Source organism: Vibrio navarrensis, from assembly GCF_000764325.1.
Taxonomy (GTDB): Bacteria; Pseudomonadota; Gammaproteobacteria; order Enterobacterales; family Vibrionaceae; genus Vibrio; species Vibrio navarrensis.
The window spans coordinates 1,045,157-1,066,190 of sequence record NZ_JMCG01000002.1 but is presented as its reverse complement, the minus strand read 5'-3'; the positions used below and the strand labels follow the sequence as shown (position 1 = coordinate 1,066,190).

General features: G+C 48.4%; 16 protein-coding genes. 14 read left to right on the top strand and 2 right to left on the bottom strand.

Translation table 11 applies throughout. The features are described from left to right. Positions 1-26 precede the first annotated feature (26 nt). Both EA26_RS19340 and motX read left to right on the top strand, forming a co-directional pair. Entirely contained in the window at positions 27-1,325 is a 1,299-nt protein-coding gene (locus tag EA26_RS19340) for an adenylosuccinate synthase (protein WP_039431208.1), read from the top strand. 235 nt (positions 1,326-1,560) lie between these two features. Next, the gene (gene motX, locus EA26_RS19335) at positions 1,561-2,196 is read left to right on the top strand and encodes a flagellar protein MotX (protein WP_039431206.1); all 636 of its coding nucleotides are present in this window, start codon (positions 1,561-1,563) and stop codon (positions 2,194-2,196) included. An 86-nt stretch (positions 2,197-2,282) separates the two neighbouring features. On the opposite strand, the gene hmpA is transcribed toward motX, so the two are convergent. Then, on the bottom strand, positions 2,283-3,467 hold the full coding sequence (gene hmpA / locus EA26_RS19330; RefSeq protein ID WP_039431203.1) for an NO-inducible flavohemoprotein: 1,185 nt from the start codon (positions 3,465-3,467) through the stop codon (positions 2,283-2,285). Between the two features lie 145 nt (positions 3,468-3,612). Between hmpA and nsrR the strand changes: the two genes are divergently transcribed. The 12 genes from nsrR to EA26_RS19270 all read left to right on the top strand — a co-directional run bounded on the left by nsrR (position 3,613) and on the right by EA26_RS19270 (position 20,173). Next, positions 3,613-4,038, top strand: a complete 426-nt coding sequence (nsrR, locus tag EA26_RS19325; RefSeq protein ID WP_039431201.1) for a nitric oxide-sensing transcriptional repressor NsrR — start codon at positions 3,613-3,615, stop codon at positions 4,036-4,038. An 85-nt stretch (positions 4,039-4,123) separates the two neighbouring features. Then, a complete protein-coding gene (rnr, locus tag EA26_RS19320; RefSeq protein ID WP_039431199.1) occupies positions 4,124-6,583 on the top strand; it encodes a ribonuclease R in 2,460 nt (819 codons plus the stop codon). Positions 6,584-6,622: 39 nt separating this feature from the next. After that, entirely contained in the window at positions 6,623-7,366 is a 744-nt protein-coding gene (gene rlmB, locus EA26_RS19315) for a 23S rRNA (guanosine(2251)-2'-O)-methyltransferase RlmB (protein ID WP_039431197.1), read from the top strand. A gap of 81 nt (positions 7,367-7,447) precedes the next feature. Beyond that, complete coding sequence (locus tag EA26_RS19310) at positions 7,448-8,134, top strand: phosphoglycolate phosphatase (RefSeq protein ID WP_039431709.1); 687 nt, start codon at positions 7,448-7,450, stop codon at positions 8,132-8,134. A gap of 135 nt (positions 8,135-8,269) precedes the next feature. After that, positions 8,270-9,286 carry a tryptophan--tRNA ligase gene (trpS, locus tag EA26_RS19305; protein ID WP_039431195.1) on the top strand — a complete coding sequence of 339 codons (1,017 nt, stop codon included), beginning with the start codon at positions 8,270-8,272 and terminating at the stop codon, positions 9,284-9,286. Between the two features lie 475 nt (positions 9,287-9,761). After that, positions 9,762-10,844, top strand: a complete 1,083-nt coding sequence (locus EA26_RS19300; RefSeq protein ID WP_039431192.1) for a porin — start codon at positions 9,762-9,764, stop codon at positions 10,842-10,844. Positions 10,845-10,868: 24 nt separating this feature from the next. Next, a complete protein-coding gene (locus tag EA26_RS19295; RefSeq protein ID WP_039431190.1) occupies positions 10,869-14,159 on the top strand; it encodes an ExeM/NucH family extracellular endonuclease in 3,291 nt (1,096 codons plus the stop codon). A 291-nt stretch (positions 14,160-14,450) separates the two neighbouring features. Continuing rightward, a complete protein-coding gene (locus EA26_RS19290) occupies positions 14,451-15,029 on the top strand; it encodes an aminodeoxychorismate/anthranilate synthase component II (protein WP_039431188.1) in 579 nt (192 codons plus the stop codon). 366 nt (positions 15,030-15,395) lie between these two features. Next, positions 15,396-16,607 carry an aspartate aminotransferase family protein gene (locus tag EA26_RS19285; RefSeq protein WP_039431187.1) on the top strand — a complete coding sequence of 404 codons (1,212 nt, stop codon included), beginning with the start codon at positions 15,396-15,398 and terminating at the stop codon, positions 16,605-16,607. A gap of 99 nt (positions 16,608-16,706) precedes the next feature. Then, on the top strand, positions 16,707-17,726 hold the full coding sequence (gene astA / locus EA26_RS19280) for an arginine N-succinyltransferase (protein ID WP_039431185.1): 1,020 nt from the start codon (positions 16,707-16,709) through the stop codon (positions 17,724-17,726). A gap of 17 nt (positions 17,727-17,743) precedes the next feature. Further along, positions 17,744-19,201, top strand: coding sequence for a succinylglutamate-semialdehyde dehydrogenase (gene astD / locus EA26_RS19275; RefSeq protein WP_039431182.1), 1,458 nt, complete (start codon positions 17,744-17,746; stop codon positions 19,199-19,201). A 180-nt stretch (positions 19,202-19,381) separates the two neighbouring features. After that, positions 19,382-20,173 (top strand): DUF1338 domain-containing protein, encoded by a 792-nt coding sequence (locus EA26_RS19270; RefSeq protein WP_039431181.1) that lies wholly within the window; start codon positions 19,382-19,384, stop codon positions 20,171-20,173. A gap of 73 nt (positions 20,174-20,246) precedes the next feature. Here the strand turns inward: EA26_RS19270 and crp are convergent, their stop codons facing one another. Next, positions 20,247-20,879 carry a cAMP-activated global transcriptional regulator CRP gene (crp, locus tag EA26_RS19265; RefSeq protein WP_011079297.1) on the bottom strand — a complete coding sequence of 211 codons (633 nt, stop codon included), beginning with the start codon at positions 20,877-20,879 and terminating at the stop codon, positions 20,247-20,249. Between the last annotated feature and the right edge of the window lie 155 nt (positions 20,880-21,034).

Below are 21,034 nucleotides of genomic sequence, written 5' to 3'. Positions count from 1 at the left end.
TTTAACTATCAATCAGATTTGGAAAGATGGCAAATAACGTAGTCGTTCTGGGCACCCAATGGGGTGACGAAGGTAAAGGCAAAATCGTTGACCTTTTGACTGAAGATGCAAAGTATGTGGTTCGCTACCAAGGCGGTCACAATGCTGGTCACACTCTTGTAATCGACGGTGAGAAAACCGTTCTCCACTTAATCCCATCAGGTATTCTGCGTAATAACGTTAAATGCGTTATCGGTAACGGCGTTGTGCTTTCACCTGAAGCGCTCATCAAAGAGATGAAACCTCTTGAAGAGCGTGGTATTCCAGTTCGCGAACGTCTGTTCATTTCTGAAGCTTGTCCTCTGATTCTTCAATACCACGTTGCGCTCGACCAAGCGCGTGAAATTGCGCGTGGTAAGAAAGCGATTGGTACTACCGGTCGTGGTATTGGTCCTGCGTACGAAGATAAAGTGGCTCGCCGCGGTCTGCGCGTGGGTGACTTGTTCGATATGGTATCCTTTGCGGAAAAACTGAAAGAAGTGATGGAGTACCATAACTTCCAACTCGTGAACTTCTACAAAGCGGAACCAGTAAGCTACGATGAAGTGCTTGAGCAAGCAAAAGGCTATGCTGAGCTGCTTACATCTATGGTAATTGACGTGACGGACGAACTTGACGCAGCACGCAAGCGTGGCGACAAGATCATGTTCGAAGGTGCTCAAGGTACGCTACTTGATATTGACCACGGTACTTACCCATACGTGACGTCATCTAACACAACTGCTGGTGGTGTTGCTGCAGGTTCTGGTTTTGGTCCTCGTTACCTTGGCTATATCCTAGGTATCGCAAAAGCTTACTGTACTCGTGTGGGCGCTGGTCCATTCCCAACCGAACTGTTTGACGATGTCGGTGAACACTTAGGTGTGAAAGGGCATGAGTTTGGTGCAACCACAGGTCGTAAGCGTCGTTGTGGCTGGTTTGATGCTGTTGCGATGCGTCGCGCCATTCAAATCAACTCAGTGTCTGGTTTCTGTCTAACTAAGTTGGACGTACTGGATGGTCTGAAAGAGCTGAAAATTTGTACCGCTTACCAAATGGAAGATGGTTCAATCCTAGAAGTTTCTCCAATGGCGGCAGAAGCGTTTGACAAAGCGACGCCAATCTACGAAACCATGCCGGGTTGGTCAGAGAATACTTTTGGCGCGAAATCACTGGCTGATTTACCAAAAGCGGCGATCGATTACATCAAGCGTATCGAAGAGCTTACTGGCGTACCGGTAGACATTATCTCTACTGGCCCAGATCGCAATGAGACCATCATTAAGGTTCATCCTTTCGAATCTTAATCTTTGCTCACGAATGATAAGAAACCGACCACGATGGTCGGTTTTTTTATCCCACCAGTTAGTTTTGTGCTTTTTTTGAGCAGAGTGATGCAAATGTCATCACGGCGTGGCAATCTATTGCCTGTGGATGGCAACTTTTGTCTAAAGCTGTGCGATACGTTGCCGATAATGTTATCAAGCCCGCGAGATCCTCCGGAGATCCTGGTTGCCAGATAAACATTAAAGAGTGATGAATATGAAATTACGAACGGTGGCTGCTTCGCTACTGTTGGTGTTGAGTGCTCCTTTTACTAAAGCCAGTGTTGCTGATGTCGGGGCGCCGGTACCCATCTATACCGAAGCAGAGCTTATCAAGCTGATTGAGCAGAATAAGCACCTGGAACGAGTACGGGCAGACAATTGTCAGCTGGTGGAAGATATTGTCGCGCGCGCTACACGGATCAGCTTGCCCGCATACGAGTTTTTATACGGTGATATGTTGGCTTGGGGTGTGTGTGTTGACCAAGACGTCGAGCTCGGTCTCTACTACATGGAAAACGCGGCGCATCAAGGCTTACCTGCTGCGCTGGAACAGCTTGGGCGTTACTACTCGCGTGGGACTTTAGTTCAGCAAGATAAAGAACGTGCCATTCCTTACTTACGTGAGGCTGCTGCTATGGGTAATTTAAATGCTCGCATACACTTAGCGGAGCTACTGCTGCGAGATTATGGCAGCCCTTTAGATTACGAAGATGCCTATCGCTGGCTATATAATTCTGTCACGGCGGATCAAAGGCAGCATCAGCGCATCTCAATGTTGCGGCAAGGTTTGGAGCAGCGCATGCCAGAGAATATCATTGCCCGAGCTAAGCGGCGCGACACCTTCTGGTAGTAGTCAAATTTTCTCACTCTTTATAACAAAGCCCACTTCGCTGAGTGGGCTTTGTTGTTTCTGTTGAGTCTTAATGTTCAGCCAAGTTACATCACTTTATGTGGGCCAAAACACTCGTAATGGATTTGCTCACTGGAGAGGCCAAGCGCAACTAACTGCTCGGCGGCATATTGCATAAAACCAATGGGCCCACAAAGGTAAACTTGCGCATTCTCTGCTTGTAGCTTGTCGCGTATCTCATCCAGTTTGAGCAAACCCGTGAAATGAAAATCATCGCCGAGGCGATCTTCGGTGCGTGGCTGATTGTACCAAATTGCTGTTTGCCCCTGTTCGAGCTTGGAAACTAAAGCCTTGGTGTGTTGTTTAAAGGCGTGCTGCTGGCCATTTTCCGTTGCATGCACCCAAGTAAGCGGCGCTTGATGCTCGGATAAGCTTTCCAGCATGGCAAGCATCGGGGTTAAGCCGACACCAGCAGAGATAAGTACGACTGGGGTTTGGGGCGTGACGTCGAGGTAAAAATCCCCCGCAGGTGCGGTGAGTTTGACCGTTTCGCCAACTTGCAGTGTATCGTGCAGATAGTTGGATACCAAACCGCCGGACTCGCGTTTTACGGAAATTCGATAGACCCCCTCTTGTGGCGCACTCGATAAACTGTATTGACGGATCTCTTGATGCTCAAGGCTTGGGTGCTGGATATGAATGCCAATGTATTGCCCCGGTTTATAGCGAGCAACGTTTAAGCCATCGCTGGGTTTGAAAACGAAGCTGCAAATGGTGCTGCTTTCATAGTGTTTATCGATCAATTCAAATTCGCGTACCCCACGCCATCCACCTTCTTGCGCTTGATTATGCTGATAAATCTGCTCTTCTCGGGCAATAAAGAGATTGGCTAACACGCCATATGCTTCGGCCCACGCATTGATCACGGCTTCTCCTGGCGAAAAAAGCTCATCAATGGTGGCAAGCAAGTGGCTGCCAACAATCTGGTATTGGTCGGCAGAGATGAGAAAGCTGGAATGCTTGTGGGCGATTTTTTCGACCGCTCCTAGCAGGGCAGGAAGGTTGTCGATGTTGTTGGCATAAGCGCAAATTGCATTAAACAAAGCTTCTCGCTGATCGCCGTTACGCTGATTACTCATGTTAAAAATTTCTTTGAGTTCGGGGTGATGGGTAAACATGCGTTGGTAGAAATGCGCGGTCAATTGAGGACCAGTTTCTGCCAGAAGTGGCGCGGTGGATTTAACAATCTGGATAGTGTTTTCGCTGAGCATAGCGGGCTTCCTTTGAAGAGAGTGAGCAGTTTTTATTAGTAATAAGTTTTAAGTTGCATTATCAATGCATGTTTAAAGTTGTATCTCAAATGTATCTTTCACGCAAGAAAAGTTTTAGACTTTCAAAACGACACAGGAGAGCAAAATGCAACTAACCAGTTTTACCGATTACGGTTTACGTACCCTGATTTATCTTGCTTCCTTACCCGAAAATCAGTTGACTAATATTACCGAAGTAACTGATCTGTTTTCAGTTTCTCGAAACCATCTAGTGAAGGTGATCAATCGTCTTGGTCAACTTGGCTACATTCAAACCGTGCGAGGAAAAAACGGCGGCATTCGTCTCAATCGTCCGGCTAGCACGATCTCGGTCGGTGAAGTGGTCAGAGACTTAGAACCTTTGGTACTGGTCAACTGTTCAGCAGAGTTTTGTCACATCACCCCTGCATGTCGTTTGAAAGAGCGACTGGCGCGTGCAAAACAAGCGTTTTTAGCGGAACTGGATCAATGCACGATTGACGATTTATTGAGTGATAATGCAGAACTGATGATTCTTCTTGCTAGAGCGTAGCCATTCTTTTTCAAAGCAATTCTGTAGCTTATCGAGAGACTCGGATATACTAACGCTATACCTTCCTTGCTAAATAGGCGTGCCTATGTCAGACGTAATTCAAAACGATCCTTTTGCTGATCGTGAATCAGAAAACTACGAAAATCCCATTCCGAGCAGGGAGTTCATTCTTGAATTCCTCGCGCAGGCTGGCGTTCCGATGAATCGCAACGATTTGTTTGAAGCGCTGCATCTCAAAGATGAAGAACAGTACGAAGGGCTAAGACGCCGCTTGCGTGCCATGGAGCGCGACGGGCAACTGGTGTTTACGCGTCGTCAGTGCTACGCCTTGCCTGAAAAGCTGGAGATGATCAAAGGTTACGTGATTGGACACAAAGATGGGCACGGCTGGGTAAGGCCGGATGGCAGCACCAACAAAGATGATGACATCTTGCTGCCGCACCACCAGATGCGTAGCGTGATCCACGGCGATTATGTCTTGGTGCAACCGACCGACAACAGCAAGCGAGGGCGTCGCGAAGGTCGTCTTGTGCGCATTCTTGAAGAGCGCCAATCGCAAATCGTCGGCCGTTTCTTCCTTGAGTATGGCTACTCTTATGTGGTGCCAGATGACTCGCGCATTAGCCAAGATATTCTGATCCCGAATGAACTGAAAGCGGGAGCACGCATGGGCAATGTGGTCGTTATTGAAATCACTGACCGTGGCGCCCGCTCTCGTGGCATGATGGGCAAAGTGGTGGAAGTGTTAGGCGAGAACATGGCGCCTGGTATGGAGACGCAGATTGCGATTCGTACCCACCAGATCCCACACGAATGGCCGCAGGAAGTGGAAAAGCAAATCGCCAACTTAGGTGAAGAAGTGCCTGAAGAGGCCAAAGTTGGACGTGTGGATCTGCGCCAACTGCCACTTGTTACCATTGATGGTGAAGACGCTCGTGACTTCGACGATGCGGTTTACTGTGAGAAGAAAAAAGGCGGTGGCTGGCGTTTGTGGGTGGCGATTGCTGATGTGAGTTACTACGTGCGGCCAGATACGGCGCTCGACAAAGAAGCCATCAACCGCGGTAACTCCGTTTACTTCCCATCGCAAGTGGTACCTATGTTGCCGGAAGTACTGTCAAATGGCTTGTGTTCTTTGAACCCACAAGTCGATCGCCTCTGCATGGTGTGCGAAATGACCATTTCCGACACCGGAAAACTCTCAGGGTACAAACATTACGAAGCCGTGATGAATTCGCACGCTCGTTTGACTTACACCAAAGTGAGCGACATTCTTGAGGGCGATGAGGAGTTGCGTGAACGCTACGCAGCTTTAGTGCCGCATCTGGAAGAGCTGCATGCGATGTACAAAGTGCTCAAAGCGGCTCGCGATCAGCGCGGTGCGATTGAGTTTGAAACGGTGGAAACCAAGTTCATTTTCAACCCTGAGCGTAAGATCGAAAGCATTGAACCTGTGATTCGTAACGATGCGCACAAGATCATCGAAGAGTGTATGATCATGGCGAACATCGCTTCGGCCTCTTTGGTGGAAAAAGCCAAAGAGCCCGCTCTGTACCGAATTCACGAATCTCCTGGAGAGCTGCGTTTGCAAGGTTTCCGCGATTTTCTCAGCGAGCTAGGGCTTGATCTGAAAGGTGGCTTAGAACCCTCGCCGACCGATTACGCTGATTTGGTTAAACAGATCGGTGAGCGAGCCGATAAAGAGTTGATCCAAACCATGCTGCTGCGCTCGATGAAGCAAGCGGTCTACAATGCCGACAACGCCGGTCACTTTGGCTTGGCGCTGAAGCGTTACGCACACTTTACCTCGCCTATCCGCCGCTATCCGGATCTCTTGCTGCATCGCGCAATCAAATACCTGATTGCCAAAGAAGAGGGGCGTAATCAGGACCGTTGGACGCCGACGGGCGGTTACCACTACTCTTTCGATGACATGGATTTCTACGGTGAGCAGTGCTCAATGACTGAGCGCCGTGCTGATGATGCGACTCGCGAGGTGGCTGATTGGCTTAAGTGTGAGTACATGCAGGATCATGTTGGCGATGAACTTGATGGTGTGATTGCCAATGTGACCAGTTTTGGTTTCTTTGTGCGCTTAACCGAGCTGCACATCGATGGCTTAGTGCACATCTCGACCTTAGCAAATGACTACTATCAGTTTGATCCGATTGGCCAAAGATTGATTGGCGAAAGCTTTGGGCACATCTATCGTCTCGGCGATGCAGTTAAAGTGAAAGTGCTGTCGGTCAATCTGGACGACAGACAAATTGACTTTGAATTGGTGGGAACCAGCCGTAAGCTACGCGGCGAAGGAAAAACTGCGAAAAAACGTGTCGCTGAAGCGAAAGAAAAGGCCAAAGCGAAGAAAAAAGGCATCGCCAAGGCCTCTGGCAAAACCATGCCTCATGAGCCAGTGATCGAACCGACCAAACGTCCTGCTCCAGTCGAAGGAGCAGACAAAAAGCAGAAAGTAAAAAAAGCGCGTAAGAAAAAACCACACAGTAAGCCGAAGAAAGCCAAGCGCAGTGCAAAAGCGGCTGAGTGAGCAGGCAGTGGTCTTCTACACGAGTAAACAGGTTAAGCAATGAGTAATGAATTTATTTACGGTATCCACGCGGTAAAAGCGGTTTTAGCGCGTGAGCCAGAACGTTTTATTGAAGCCTATGTGCTGAAAGGCCGTCAGGATGATCGCCTGATGCCGATTTTAGGTGAGCTGCAAATGGTGGGGGTTTCCATTCAGCAAATGGCACGAAAAACCTTAGATGACAAAGCGCACGGCGCGAACCATCAGGGTATTATCGCTAAAGTCAAACCCGCTAAACAGTTGAACGAAAACGATCTGGATGACATTTTAGCTCAGCATACGACGCCACTATTGCTGGTGTTGGATGGGGTGACCGACCCGCATAACTTAGGCGCGTGTCTACGCAATGCGGACGCGGCTGGTGTGGCTGCGGTGATTGTGCCGAAAGACAAATCAGCGCCAATGACCGCGACGGTGAGCAAAGTGGCGTGTGGCGCAGCCGAAACGGTGCCGCTTATTCGTGTGACCAACTTAGCGCGCACCATGCGTTATCTGCAAGAAAAAGGCATCTGGTTTGTTGGCACGGCAGGTGAAGCGACGCACGATATTTATCAGGCCAAGCTGACTGGCCCGTTGGCGATTGTCATGGGCGCTGAAGGTGACGGCATGCGCCGTTTGACGCGCGAAACGTGCGATGACTTAATCAAAATTCCGATGGCGGGCAGTGTCTCTAGCCTCAATGTGTCGGTGGCGTCGGGTATTTGCCTTTTTGAAGCGGTGCGTCAGAGACTGGCGTCACAGTAAGCGGACAGGTATAGTAGCCGTAACGGTCATATAGAAAGGATGGGCATGCCCATCCTTCGTTTTTTAGAGAATTTCCATTTTATGTTTCAACAAGACATTCAACTGATCGCTTTCGATCTCGACGGTACATTGCTCGACAGCGTGCCTGATCTGGCGGTCGCTGCGGATCAAGCGGTGCAAGCCTTGGGCTTTCCTAGTGTTAGCGAACTGCAAGTGCGCGATTACGTTGGCAACGGGGCTGATATCTTGATTGGTCGCGCGCTGAGTCAAAGCTTGACCATTGATCCGAGTTTGAGTGATGAGCTGCGCCGCAAAGCGCGTGAGCTGTTTGATGATTTCTATCAGCAGACAGGACATCGCTTGAGTCATTTGTACCCGACAGTCAAAGAGACGCTGCAAGAGCTGCATCGTGCAGGCATAAAAATGGCGCTGGTTACCAATAAACCGAGCAAATTTGTTCCAGATGTTTTAGTGCAACACGGTATCGCTGACTATTTTGTGGACGTGATCGGTGGAGATACTTTTGCTGAGCGTAAACCCAACCCGATTGCGCTCAACTGGCTACTGGAAAAGCATCAGTTGGATGCTTCGCAAATGCTGATGGTCGGCGACTCGAAAAACGACATTCTTGCAGCGAAAAACGCCGGTTGTGCCTCGTTTGGTTTGACGTATGGCTACAATCACGGAGAGCCAATAGCTAACTCCAACCCTGATTATGTCGCGGATTCTTTAGCCCAACTGCTGGATGTGGTGCTCGTTTCTGCCTGAAGTGCGATTCGTCTCGGCCCAACGCAGTGAAAACCACTAGAAAAATACTCATCAATGAGTACACTGAGAAAACCGTGCGCCGAGTCTGCACGGTTTTTCATTTATTTAAGATTAAGAAGTCAAAGGAAGCATTTCATGAGCAAACCCATCGTATTGAGTGGTGTTCAACCGTCAGGTGAACTAAGTATCGGTAACTACTTGGGTGCTCTACGTCAATGGCAGCAGATGCAAGACGACTATGATTGCCAATATTGCGTGGTTGATCTTCATGCCATCACGGTTCGCCAAGACCCGAAAGCATTGCATGAGGCGACTCTGGACGCTCTGGCTATCTGTCTCGCAGTTGGCGTTGATCCGAAGAAGAGCACGCTATTTGTTCAGTCCCATGTACCAGAGCATGCTCAGCTTGGTTGGCTTCTTAACTGCTACACACAAATGGGCGAATTGAGCCGTATGACTCAGTTTAAAGACAAATCTGCCCGTTATGCCAACGATGTGAACGTCGGCTTATTTGGCTACCCAGTATTGATGGCCGCGGATATTTTACTCTACGGTGCGCACCAAGTTCCCGTGGGTAGCGATCAGAAGCAGCACCTGGAACTGGCTCGTGATATTGCGACACGTTTCAACAACATCTATTCGCCAGAAAACCCAATTTTCACTATTCCTGAGCCGTACATTCCAGCCGTGAACGCACGCGTCATGAGCTTGCAGGATGCGACCAAGAAGATGTCGAAATCGGATGACAACCGTAAGAACGTGATCACCTTGCTGGAAGATCCAAAATCGATCCTCAAGAAGATCAACAAAGCGCAAACCGATACCGAAACGCCACCGCGCATTGCCCATGATTGGGACAACAAAGCGGGCATCTCTAATCTGATGGGGCTGTACTCAGCAGCGACGGGCATGAGCTTTGACGAGATTGAAGCCAAATACCAAGGCGTAGAAATGTATGGTCCATTCAAAAAGGATGTCGGTGAAGCACTGGTGGCGATGCTTGAGCCAATTCAAGCCGAGTACCATCGCATTCGTGAAGATCGTACTTATATGAATGAAGTGATGCGTCAAGGTGCAGAAAAAGCTTCGGCACGTGCCGCGCAAACACTGAAACAAGTTTATCAAGCCGTGGGTTTTGTGACCCGTCCATAAATCAGAAATATCTTACAACTAATCAAAGGTCGCCATTCAGTGCGGCCTTTTTTTATTATTTCCTGCTCGACCTAATATACCTATCGCTAATATATCCAGCCGACTTATCATATTTAGAAATTAAAAACTGAGCACTTGCTCTAACTTTATTAAAGTTGATTTCTTGTTGATTATATTAACAACGATATTTGTTGAAAGTATAAAACCCTTCGTATTAATACTTTTATAATTGTGAAACATTTCGCATTTACCATGCTTATCTCTTTTCTTTTTGCATAAAAGAGAGACATTAGTCGAGTTTAGATACGATCTGGTTAAACGGAACCTCTCCTCGCAGCGAAAGAAGCGAGCACGGCTTTGTGTGCCTAAAATTTGACCGATAAATATCCTGTTGGCCAATCAATGTAATAACAGAGCCCTGTTTACCATACAGAACATCATTCCAAGTTGGATTTTAAGATACAAGGAAATAGCAATGTTAAAACGAAATGCAGTGGCAATAGCGATATCGTCGCTATGTATGGCGACCGCAGTGAATGCTGCCACTATTTATCAGGATGATAATGGTGATTACCTGAAATTATATGGTGAAGTCGGCGTTGGCGGTTACTTTGGTACTAAAGCAAAGTTTAAGCAGTACCACTCCAATGACTCTTTTATTGATGACTCAATGGCCACTCTCGGGGCGATGGGTAAAACGGGTATTTTTGATTACCGAGTCGAACTTGACTATGAGCGTGAGAATTGGCGTGGTGGCTCTGGTGATATGGCTTTACACATAGATAAAGCTTGGCTTGGTTACCGTTTGAATCAAAATCACTATGTGGAATTTGGTCTGACTGATACCGCCTTTGACGACTATGATGCGTTTGGTGATTTGTCGTTAGATAGAGGTGCCGATCTTACTGGTGAAGCAGGCGATCAGGACAGAACAATAAAATACGAAGGGAAATACCATAATTTTGCTTTAGGTGTTTCATATAGCTACCGAGGTAAGTCTTCATCAGGGGCGGCATTAGGCAATGTTACCAATGGCTATTTAGGCTATTTCGGCGATCAATTTTCCTTAGTTTTAGGGGCTGAAAAGCGTAATGGCTCTTCAGGTGAATCGAAGTATGGTGAAGCTCGTATTTATGGCCTCGGTGCCAGATACTCGGTGACTGAGAGCATACTGCTCGGCATTAACGGTTTTATTGAATACGAAGATTTAGGTGAATGTACCACAACATCAGACCCTTGGGTTGAACAAGCGAAAATGGTTTGTAATCGTTATCAAGAATTCGAAAACAAAGGTGGTGTGGTGTCACTGCAGTACAGCTTTAATGAGCATTGGGATTTGGTTGGCTCGGTTCAATATGAGGAATATCAAGCTTGGGATCGCGATGATCAAGATAAGTGGGGTAAAGATCAAGTTCTATGGGAAGAGATTGGCAAAAGCCGCACCTTCCAAACGCTTGGCGTACGTTACAAACCGAACCGTTCTTCAGTGATTGAAATCGAAGGCTACACCGGTGAGAGCTATCAAAATGTTTACGCAAAAGCGAGCGTCTTTTTCTAATCCAGTTTTGTAAAGGAAATACCCATGAAACATAAAATCTCTCTGCTGGCATTAGCGGTTGGAGGCTCATTGGCCGCTCCTGCGTTTGCTGATATTAATGATATTGTCATTGCCCGTTATTTGATGGGGATGAGTAATAATAAAGCGATTGAAATTACCAACATTGGCGACCAAGCCCATACATTTGAAGGCACAGCGCTGTATATGGATGGTTTCTCTGGCAGTGGTGCTGATTCATTTCAAGAAATTAATATGCTTAACGGCGTTACACTGGCGTCAGGTGAATCTATTGTCATTCACCATGGTTCATTGGCTGAAGCGATCAAGTCAGAAATTCCATCAGGCGTTCAAACCAAGATAGCAGGGTTTGTTTTTAACGGCGATGATGCGGTGTTTATCGCTCATGACATCGAAGCCAAGTGCGACGCTGAAAAAACTTGTTATATCGATGGTAATGATGAACGTGATGCCATTCGACAAAAAACGCACGATATTGTTGGTGAAAAAACCGTATCAGGTAATACCACAGGCTGGGGCTTTAGAAAAACGTTCGTACGCAGCACAGGCAGTGCTTCACAGCCTAGCCCAACTTTTATTGCTGCCAATTGGAGCGTCTCTCCGGTTGATTCTCCGGCGGGTTTAGGCACAGGGCTATCGGGGGAAGTGACTCCACCTAAGCCAGAAGTTGGGGTGTGTGATAATGCGACACTGACACCGACTTATGAGATTCAGGGTGATAGCTGGCATTCACCAATGGTCGATGTTGCAAATCGTCAATTTATTAGTGATGACGAGTATTTTGTTCAAGGTGTGGTGGTTGCAGCAACCACTGGCCTGACCAAAGGCTATTATATCCAAGATAAAGACGGCGATGGCAATCCCAAAACGTCAGATGGTCTGTTTGTTCCTTTCGATGGTGCAAAAACAGAACATGTTGGCCAAACGCTCTGCTTTAAAGGCAAAGTGGAAGAGTCATATGGCCGTACTCAGCTTAAAACCACCGTCAATAAATTCCAAGTGATGGATTCGGTGGTGACGAATATTGCGCCAACGCCAATTGTCGTTATGCCTGAGCTGGATACTGAGAACGGCACGCTTTTATTCCGAGCGACCTTGGAGCGTTATGAAGGGATGCTGGTCACACTTCCGGAAGATATGAATCCCGAGCTAGACGGTAAACAGAACATGAGGGTGAGTCGCACCTTTAGCTTTGAATATGCCCCTGTCAACCGTAACAATATGGTTCTGGCCTATGAAAGACCGAATATGCACCCCAATCAGTTAGTGCCAGCTGGTTCCGACGAATCGAAAGCCGCGATGCGTGACAATCAAGATCGTCGAGTCTATGTGGAAAGCGATATCAAGGCTAAGGACGGAGAAATTCCCTACTTCCCAGCTTGGAATAGCGATCCGAATGCTAATTCTATTCGCATTAACGATAGTGTCGTTAATATGAAAGGGGTTTTGGATTATAGCTATGATGAATATCGTTTGATTGTGCCATCAAGTGCGGAATTTAACGTAACGAAAGCAAACTTTAAACCGAACAACAGTGCGCGTCAGGGCGCTCCATCGCTAAAAACCAATGTGGCAGCAGATGAGTTTGTTTTGCGCTTGGGCTCCAAGAACGTCTTGAACTTTTTTAACTCGCCATTTAGAGGTGATTACAATAAACATGGTTTAAACCGTGGCGCAGAAAGCCAAGTCGAGTTTGAACTACAAAAAGCGAAACTGGTTGAAGCGCTTTATGGCATGAATGCTGATATCGTCGGTTTGATGGAAATGGAAAACAATGGCTTTGGCCATTATGGTGCGATCAAAGAGTTGGTTGATGCGCTAAACGAGAAATACACCGAAGATCGTTATTCACAACGACATACAGCTAAATACGTCGGTAATCGCTATACCTTTGTGGCAATCGATGCAAATGGTGATAAGTTGATCACCTCTGACGACACTATTGGGTCAGACGCGATTACTACGGGATTGATTTATCGCCCAAGTAAGGTGACTTTGGAAGAAGTGGATATTATTCCTTTACCACGTCAAGAAGCGCCCGCCATCACAGATGCCGATGGCAATGTACTCACCAATAGTAAAGGTGAGTTGCTAGGGAGTGGACGTGCGTTTCAGCGAGATTCATTAACGGGTACATTTTTGGTGCACAATACCGGCAAAAAGCTGACGGTTTCAGTCAACCATCTGAAGTCTAAAGGCTCTGCTTGTTGGGAAGATTATCAAAATGTAGATAGCAAGAATGCGATCATCGATGCCGATAAACAAGGTAACTGTGAACACTTCCGTGTGGCAGGGGCGGTGCAATTAGGTGAGCAGCTTGAGAAACGTTATCCCAAGAATGACCGTATTATCATGGGCGATCTCAATGCTTATGCTAAAGAAGATCCTATGTTAGTGTTAACCAGTAATCCAACCGGTAAACCACTACTTGCCGCAAGAGACACTTGGATTGGCAATCAACCTCAGTTTGGTCCTAACGGTGCTGAAATTAAGCGCAGTTTTGGTTACGTTCATGCTGTGCATATGATGGATGAGAAACATGGTCGCCAGCCAAGTTGGAGCTATTCATACAATGATGAAGTGGGGTCATTAGACCATATGTTGGTTAGCCCTAGTTTGACATCGCGAGTAGTGGATGCGATTGACTGGAACATCAACAGCTCTGAAATGCCGTTATTTGATTATCAAAAACGATATGCTGGTGCCAATCCAGGTAAGTTCCACAAAACAGACGACGATTACTCAAATCCATCAGTGACGGCATACCGTTCTTCGGATCACGATCCAGTACTGATGGCCTTATCTTATAAATACGCAGAATCTGGAGTGAATCCTGTGCGATTTGTCGTCGATAGTAGTCGTGTAGACATTCCTTTTGTTGTGAATGCAGATGCTAAAAAAGGCGACAAGGCTTATCTAGTGATCACTAATGGCTTGAAATCAAATGACAAGCCTCAGATCCCTGTAGTTACGTTACAAAAAGATGGATTACAAACCGTCAATTTTAATGTGGTGAATTTACCTCGTGGTGAATACACGCTGCAGATGCATTTGATGCGTGAAGAGGTTGCTGAAGTAGCAACTGCAGCAGAAAAAGCATCGGACACTCAGGCTGCTTGGTCACAAGTACCTGGTTCGAGCAAGCAGTTATTGATTCAAGTCGCCAGTAAAGATGGTATCGGAGTCGGTAAAATTGCCGTTCCTAGCTATGATGGTACCGGTGGTGGCGGTTCACTCGGTGGATTTGGCTTGCTGTCACTGCTGACATTTGGCTGGTTACGCCGCCGTAAACAATAAATAACGGACGACGAAAACAACCAAAGCCTAGCACCTTGCTAGGCTTTGTTGTTTGTTCAGCAAAGCTGGCAAACCACTTGTTAATGCTTTGCTGCAAATAACCTCTATCACCGGAAAGTTTTATCTAGAGTGCCTTAGACATCCCTATATAGGCTTCGCACCTGCCATCTTAATCTCTTCTCCGGAGTTGAGGTGACTTAGATTCTTTGAACACAAAGCACGTTATTGATTGAATCTGTAAGCCGGATTCGTAGAATGCTAAGGTTTTCATCGCTAGGCTAAGACAAATTTATGCTGCTGATCATCGACAACTACGACTCGTTTACATACAACCTCTACCAGTATTTCTGTGAACTGGGTGCTGATGTGCACGTGGTGCGGAATGATGAGATCGATATTGCCGGGATCGAGCGTCTTCAGCCGACCCATCTGGTGATCTCCCCCGGGCCATGTACGCCTAATGAGGCGGGGATCTCTTTAGCGGCGATCGCCCACTTTGCGGGTAAACTGCCGATCCTCGGCGTCTGTCTTGGCCATCAGGCGATTGCCCAAGCCTTTGGTGGGGAAGTGGTACGCGCACGGCAAGTAATGCATGGTAAAACCTCAGCCATTGAGCACAATGGGAAAAGTGTTTTTCGCGGCTTGAACAACCCACTCACCGTCACCCGCTACCATTCGCTGGTGGTCAAAAATGACACCTTACCTGCCGACTTCGAACTCACCGCTTGGACGACGCTGGCGGATGGCAGTATCGACGAAATCATGGGCTATCAGCACAAAACGCTGCCGATTGACGCTGTGCAGTTTCATCCTGAGTCGATCAAAACCGAGCAAGGGCACGCGTTGCTGGCCAATTTCCTCGCTCGTTGAGCGCGCGTAACCCTGATCTTGATCACCATTCTTAACATTTTCTTCATCTTTTTTTCAGCCAAGGCGAAGTGCAAAACTATTCGCCACTTTTTGCTTTCCCCTTTCCATTTTGCCATTAAGCCAAGTGATTTGTTGATCGATTAAAAAAATGCTTCATAATTTGCGGAACATGATGCATAAATAATCATGAATAGTGACTATTGGGTATTGCTCCGGGCTGTAAAAAGAATATTTCACTATTGAATTCGTTAATTAATTGTAAATACAATGCCGCATCAGCTTAAATGCAAAACAATATTTGCCGGCCAGTCACAGTCGGTTGGATTCGCTCTCTGCTAGGCGTGCGGTATCAAGAAGGAATGTGCAATGACAGTGGAAATGAAAGTAGATCGTGGTTTGTTTGATGAGGTGATGGTGCCTTGCTACAACCCAATGGAGATGATCCCAGTGAAAGGTGAAGGTTCACGTATTTGGGATCAAAACGGCAAGGAATACATCGATTTCGCGGGCGGAATCGCGGTGAGTTGTCTGGGCCACTGTCATCCTGTTATGGTCAAAGCGCTGACTGAGCAAGCGGGTAAACTGTGGCATTTAAGCAATGTCATGACCAACGAGCCCGCATTGCGACTGGCGAAAAAACTGACCGAAGTGAGCTTTGCCGAGCGCGTCTTCTTTGCCAACTCGGGTGCGGAAGCGAACGAAGCGGCGCTGAAACTGGCTCGTCGTTACGCCGCGGACGTTTACGGTGCGGAAAAATCTGAAATCATCGCTTTTAAACAAGGTTTCCACGGACGTACTTTCTTTACTGTTACCGTCGGTGGTCAAGCGGCTTACTCAGATGGTTTCGGTCCAAAACCCGGCGATGTGACGCATCTGCCTTACAACGATATCGATGCCTTGCAAGCGCACATTTCCGATCGCACGTGTGCGGTCATGATGGAGCCACTGCAAGGTGAAGGCGGTATCGTGCCACCGACGCCTGAGTTTGTGCAAACCGTGCGCGAGCTGTGCGACAAGCACAATGCCCTGTTGATTTTTGATGAAGTGCAAACGGGCAACGGACGTACAGGTGATTTTTATGCTTATCAAGGCCTTGGTGTGACGCCTGATATTCTCAGCACCGCCAAATCACTCGGTGGCGGCTTCCCAATTGGTGCGATGCTGACGACAGAAAAACTGGCCGCGCACATGAAAGTGGGCACGCACGGTTCGACTTACGGTGGTAACCCGCTCGCTTGTGCGGTCGCGGAAGCGGTGGTGTCAGAAGTCTCCAAGCCAGAAACCTTGCAAGGCGTGAAAGAGCGTGAAGCACTGTTTCGTGAAGGGCTAAGCAAAATTAACGATAAATATCAGATTTTCTCTGAAATCCGTGGCAAAGGCTTGTTGCTCGGCGCGGCGCTCAATCAAGAGTGGCAAGGCCGCGCACGCGATATTCTGGTCGCTGCAGGTAAAGAGGGACTGCTGGTGCTGGTGGCGGGCATGAACGTGGTGCGCTTAACCCCATCACTGGTGATCACCAAACAAGAAATAGAAGAAGGCTTGGCGAAACTGGATAAAGCAATCGCCACTCTGGTTTAAACGCCTCTCAAACAGACGCCTGCCCAGGAAGCGGCGGGCGTCTACATCACTTCCTAGGTAGTACACCTAGGGCCTTCTATGCATCTGGAGGGAGTATTGATGCTAGTTGTTCGCCCTATTGCAATGTCGGACTATGACGCGCTGCACACCTGTGCAGTGGAATCGGGACACGGATTCACATCTCTGCCGGTTAATGAAGAACTGTTAACCAATCGAATTACACACTCTGAATACAGCTTTGCCAAACCTGACGTTTGTGAGCCGGGCGATGAAGGCTACCTGATGGTCGGCTTTGATGCCGAAAGCGGGGAAGTCGCCGGGACCACAGGTATTGAAGCGGCGATTGGCTGGGACGTGCCTTTTTACTCGTACCACATCAGCAAAATTGTCCATTCTTCGCCGAAACTTGGCGTCAACAATGTGGTGAAGCTGCTCACTTTTGGCAACAACTACACCGGTTGTAGTGAAATTTGTACCTTGTTCTTGCGGGAAAAATTCCGTGAAGGGCTCAACGGTCGCTTGATGTCGAAATGCCGCTTTTTGATGATGGCCGAACATCCGCATCGCTTCTCGAAAACCATTTTCGCCGAGATGCGTGGTGTGTCGGATGCCAATGGCAACTCGCCATTCTGGCAATGGCTTCAGGACCATTTCTTCTCCATCGATTTCACCATGGCGGATTACCTCACTGGTATCGGCAAAAAAGGCTTCATCGCCGATTTGATGCCTAAGCTGCCGATTTACATCAACCTGCTGAGCCCAGAAGCGCAAGCGGTGATCGGCGTGGTGCATGAAAATACTCGTCCAGCGCTCAAGCTGCTTGAGAAAGAAGGCTTTACCAGCCGTGGCTACGTTGACATCTTTGATGGCGGCCCCACGGTGGAGTGTGACCTGCGTAATATTGAATCGGTACGCCACTCAGTGCGAGCGAAAGTGCGCGTTGCGGAGCACTCCAGCTCGCAAGACTTTTTAATAGCCAATACCTCATTTGAAAACTTCCGCGCCACGGCAGCCAAAGCTGCCTATGACCAAGCCTCGTCCAGTGTGATTTTGTCACCGAAAGTGGCCCAGGCTCTGATGGTGGAAGATGGCGAATACGTACGCATGCTAGCGCAGTAATGATTAAGGGAAAGACGATGACACAGTGGATTGCAGGTGAATGGATAGAAGGGCAAGGCGAAGAGTTCACCTCCTTGTCGCCTTATGACAACCAAGTGGTTTGGCGTGGCAAAGGGGCCACTGAGCCGCAAGTCGAGCAAGCGGTGAAAGCGGCGCGTCACGCCTTTCTGAGCTGGAAGAAGCTCACGTTTGCTGAGCGCGAAGCCTACGTGCTGGCCTTTGCCGAGCGTGTCAAAGCGCGCAGCGAAGAGATTGCTCAAGTGATCGCCAAAGAGACTGGCAAACCGCTGTGGGAGACGCGTACCGAAGCGGCGGCGATGGCAGGCAAAATTGCCATTTCGATCCGCGCTTATCATGAACGCACTGGCGAGTCGCAAAAAGAAGCGGCGGGCAACCAAATTGTGTTGCGTCACCGCCCACTGGGTGTGATGGCGGTCTTTGGCCCATATAACTTCCCAGCGCACTTACCAAACGGTCACATTGTGCCTGCGTTGTTAGCTGGTAATACCGTGGTGTTTAAACCGTCCGAGCAAACGCCTTGGACGGGAGAGCTTGCGATGAAACTGTGGCAAGAAGCGGGTCTGCCAAGTGGCGTGCTAAACCTGGTACAAGGTGGTAAAGAGACTGGGATTGCCTTGTCGCAGTCCAAAGGCATCGACGGCTTGCTGTTTACTGGCAGCGCCAACACGGGTCATCTGCTTCATCGTCAGTTTGCTGGTCAACCCGGCAAAATGCTGGCACTGGAAATGGGCGGCAACAACCCGATGGTGATTTCAGAGCAGTACGGCGATCTTGAGGCGACGGTTTACACCATCATTCAATCGGCCTTTATAAGCGCTGGTCAGCGCTGTACTTGTGCACGCCGTTTGTATGTGCCGCTAGGAGAAAAAGGCGACGCACTCATCACTCGTCTGGTGGAAGCAGTGCAAAAGCTTAAAGTCGACCAGCCGTTTGCCGAACCTGCGCCTTTTATGGGACCACAAATTTCTGAGGCGGCCGCGCGCTTTATCTTAGACGCGCAGGCCAATCTACAGTCGCTCGGCGGCGAAAGCCTGATTGAAGCTAAAGCGGGCGAGGCCGCCTTTGTTTCACCGGGGATTATTGATGTCACTCATATCGCGGTTTTGCCTGATGAAGAGTACTTTGGACCACTGCTGCAAGTGGTGCGCTATCAAGGCCTCGAGCGCGCGGTTGAGCTGGCGAATGACACCCGCTTTGGTTTGTCGGCTGGCTTAGTCTCGACCGACGATAACGAGTGGGCGTATTTTGTTGATCATATCCGTGCTGGCATTGTTAATCGCAACCGCCAACTGACAGGGGCTAGTGGTGATGCGCCATTTGGCGGACCGGGCGCGTCGGGCAACTTACGTCCGAGTGCTTACTATGCCGCCGATTATTGCGCGTACCCAATGGCATCAATGGAAGGGGCGCAAACGGAACTACCCGCCACGCTCAGCCCGGGTGTTGAACTTTAATAACGATAACGGCCTTTAGCTCTCTGACCTGCGCCGCTTCGAGCCATGAGTCGCGCAGGCTTGTTTGCTTTCAAACAATGAACGTCACAGGTTGAGGATTGCGGCGGTGATTTCTGCACTCACCGCCGCAGTCCACTCCCAATACTCTGATAATGTGAACTGATACAACAAGGAGGCGTTATGACGCCAGCTGTGTTATTTGAATCGCTATGGAACGACTATATTCAACGCCTGTGTCCTTCCGCGGCAAAAGTGCATCAACTATTGCAAGAAGATGAAGCCCTGATCAACGACCATATTGCGCTACGAACGTTTAACGTTGAGCCGCTGGGCATTGAAACGCTGGCGAAGCCGTTTATCGAATTAGGCTACAAAGCGTGTGGCGACTATCTGTTTGAAAGCAAAAAACTAGTGGCCAAACATTTTGAGCATCCTGATCCGACTCAGCCTAAAGTCTTTATCAGTGCGCTGAAAATCGATGAATGCTCAGAGGCGTTGCAAGCGATTGTGAAAAAGCTGGTTGCCCAAGTGGATGCGAGCCAATTGCAAGGCTACGAGTTCCTTTACGCTGGTCGCTTGTGGGAGTTGAGCTTTGCGGACTATCAAACGCTGGCAAAAGAGAGTGAATACGCCTCTTGGTTGGCGGCGCATGGTTACGGCGCGAACCACTTTACGGTCAGCGTCAATCAGCTCAAAGCATTTGACTCGGTGAAAGGTGTGAACGATCACTTACGTCAAGCGGGCTTTACCATCAATGAAATTGGCGGGGAAGTGAAGGGCACGCCGGAAGTGCTGCTGGAGCAATCTTCCACGATGGCGGACAAAGTGGCGGTGCAGTTTATTGAAGGCAGTGAAATCATTCCCGGTGGTTTTTACGAGTTTGCCAAACGCTACCCAATGGAAAACGGCGATCTATACCCGGGTTTTGTGGCCGCGTCGGCAGACAAGATCTTTGAAAGCACCAACGGTTAAGACGTATCGCGAGAACAAAAAAAGCCACCCAGGGTGGCTTTTTGCAATTTGAACGTCGATTTCTGGCGTGAAATTAACGAGTCCCGTAAACAACAATGGTTTTGCCGTGCGCAGAGATCAGGTTCTGCTCTTCCAGCATTTTCAGAATGCGGCCAACGGTTTCACGTGAACAACCAACAATCTGACCAATCTCTTGACGAGTGATCTTGATCTGCATGCCATCTGGGTGCGTCATCGCATCAGGCTGTTTTGCTAGGTTCAGCAGTGTCTGAGCGATACGGCCAGTCACGTCCAAGAACGCCAAGTCTCCGACTTTCTGGCTGGTCACTTGTAGGCGACTTGCCATCTGCGCCGACAAGCGCATAAGAATGTCTGGGTTGACTTGGATTAACTGACGGAATTTCTTGAATGAAATTTCAGCCACTTCACAAGGAGATTTTGCACGAACCCAAGCAGTACGCTCTTGGCCTTCTTCAAACAAGCCTAGCTCACCGATAAAGTCACCTTGGTTCAGGTAAGAAAGAATCATTTCTTTACCTTCTTCATCTTTGATAAGCACAGCAACAGAACCTTTTACGATGTAGTACAAAGTTTCTGCTTTTTCGCCCGCGTGGATCAGCGTGCTTTTTGATGGGTACTTATGAATGTGACAGTGTGAAAGAAACCACTCTAGTGTTGGGTCGGTTTGAGGTTTACCTAGAACCATAATATCTCACTTCCTCTGCAGGGTACGCTTGCCGCTATCCATACTTTAGCCAAGCCTTGTTATTGACTTGCTAGAATAAGAGCTCTTGATTGATGCTGCAAGCTATCTTGTGTTTCGGTTTGAAATAGTATCCTTTTTCGAAAACGATTTCTTGA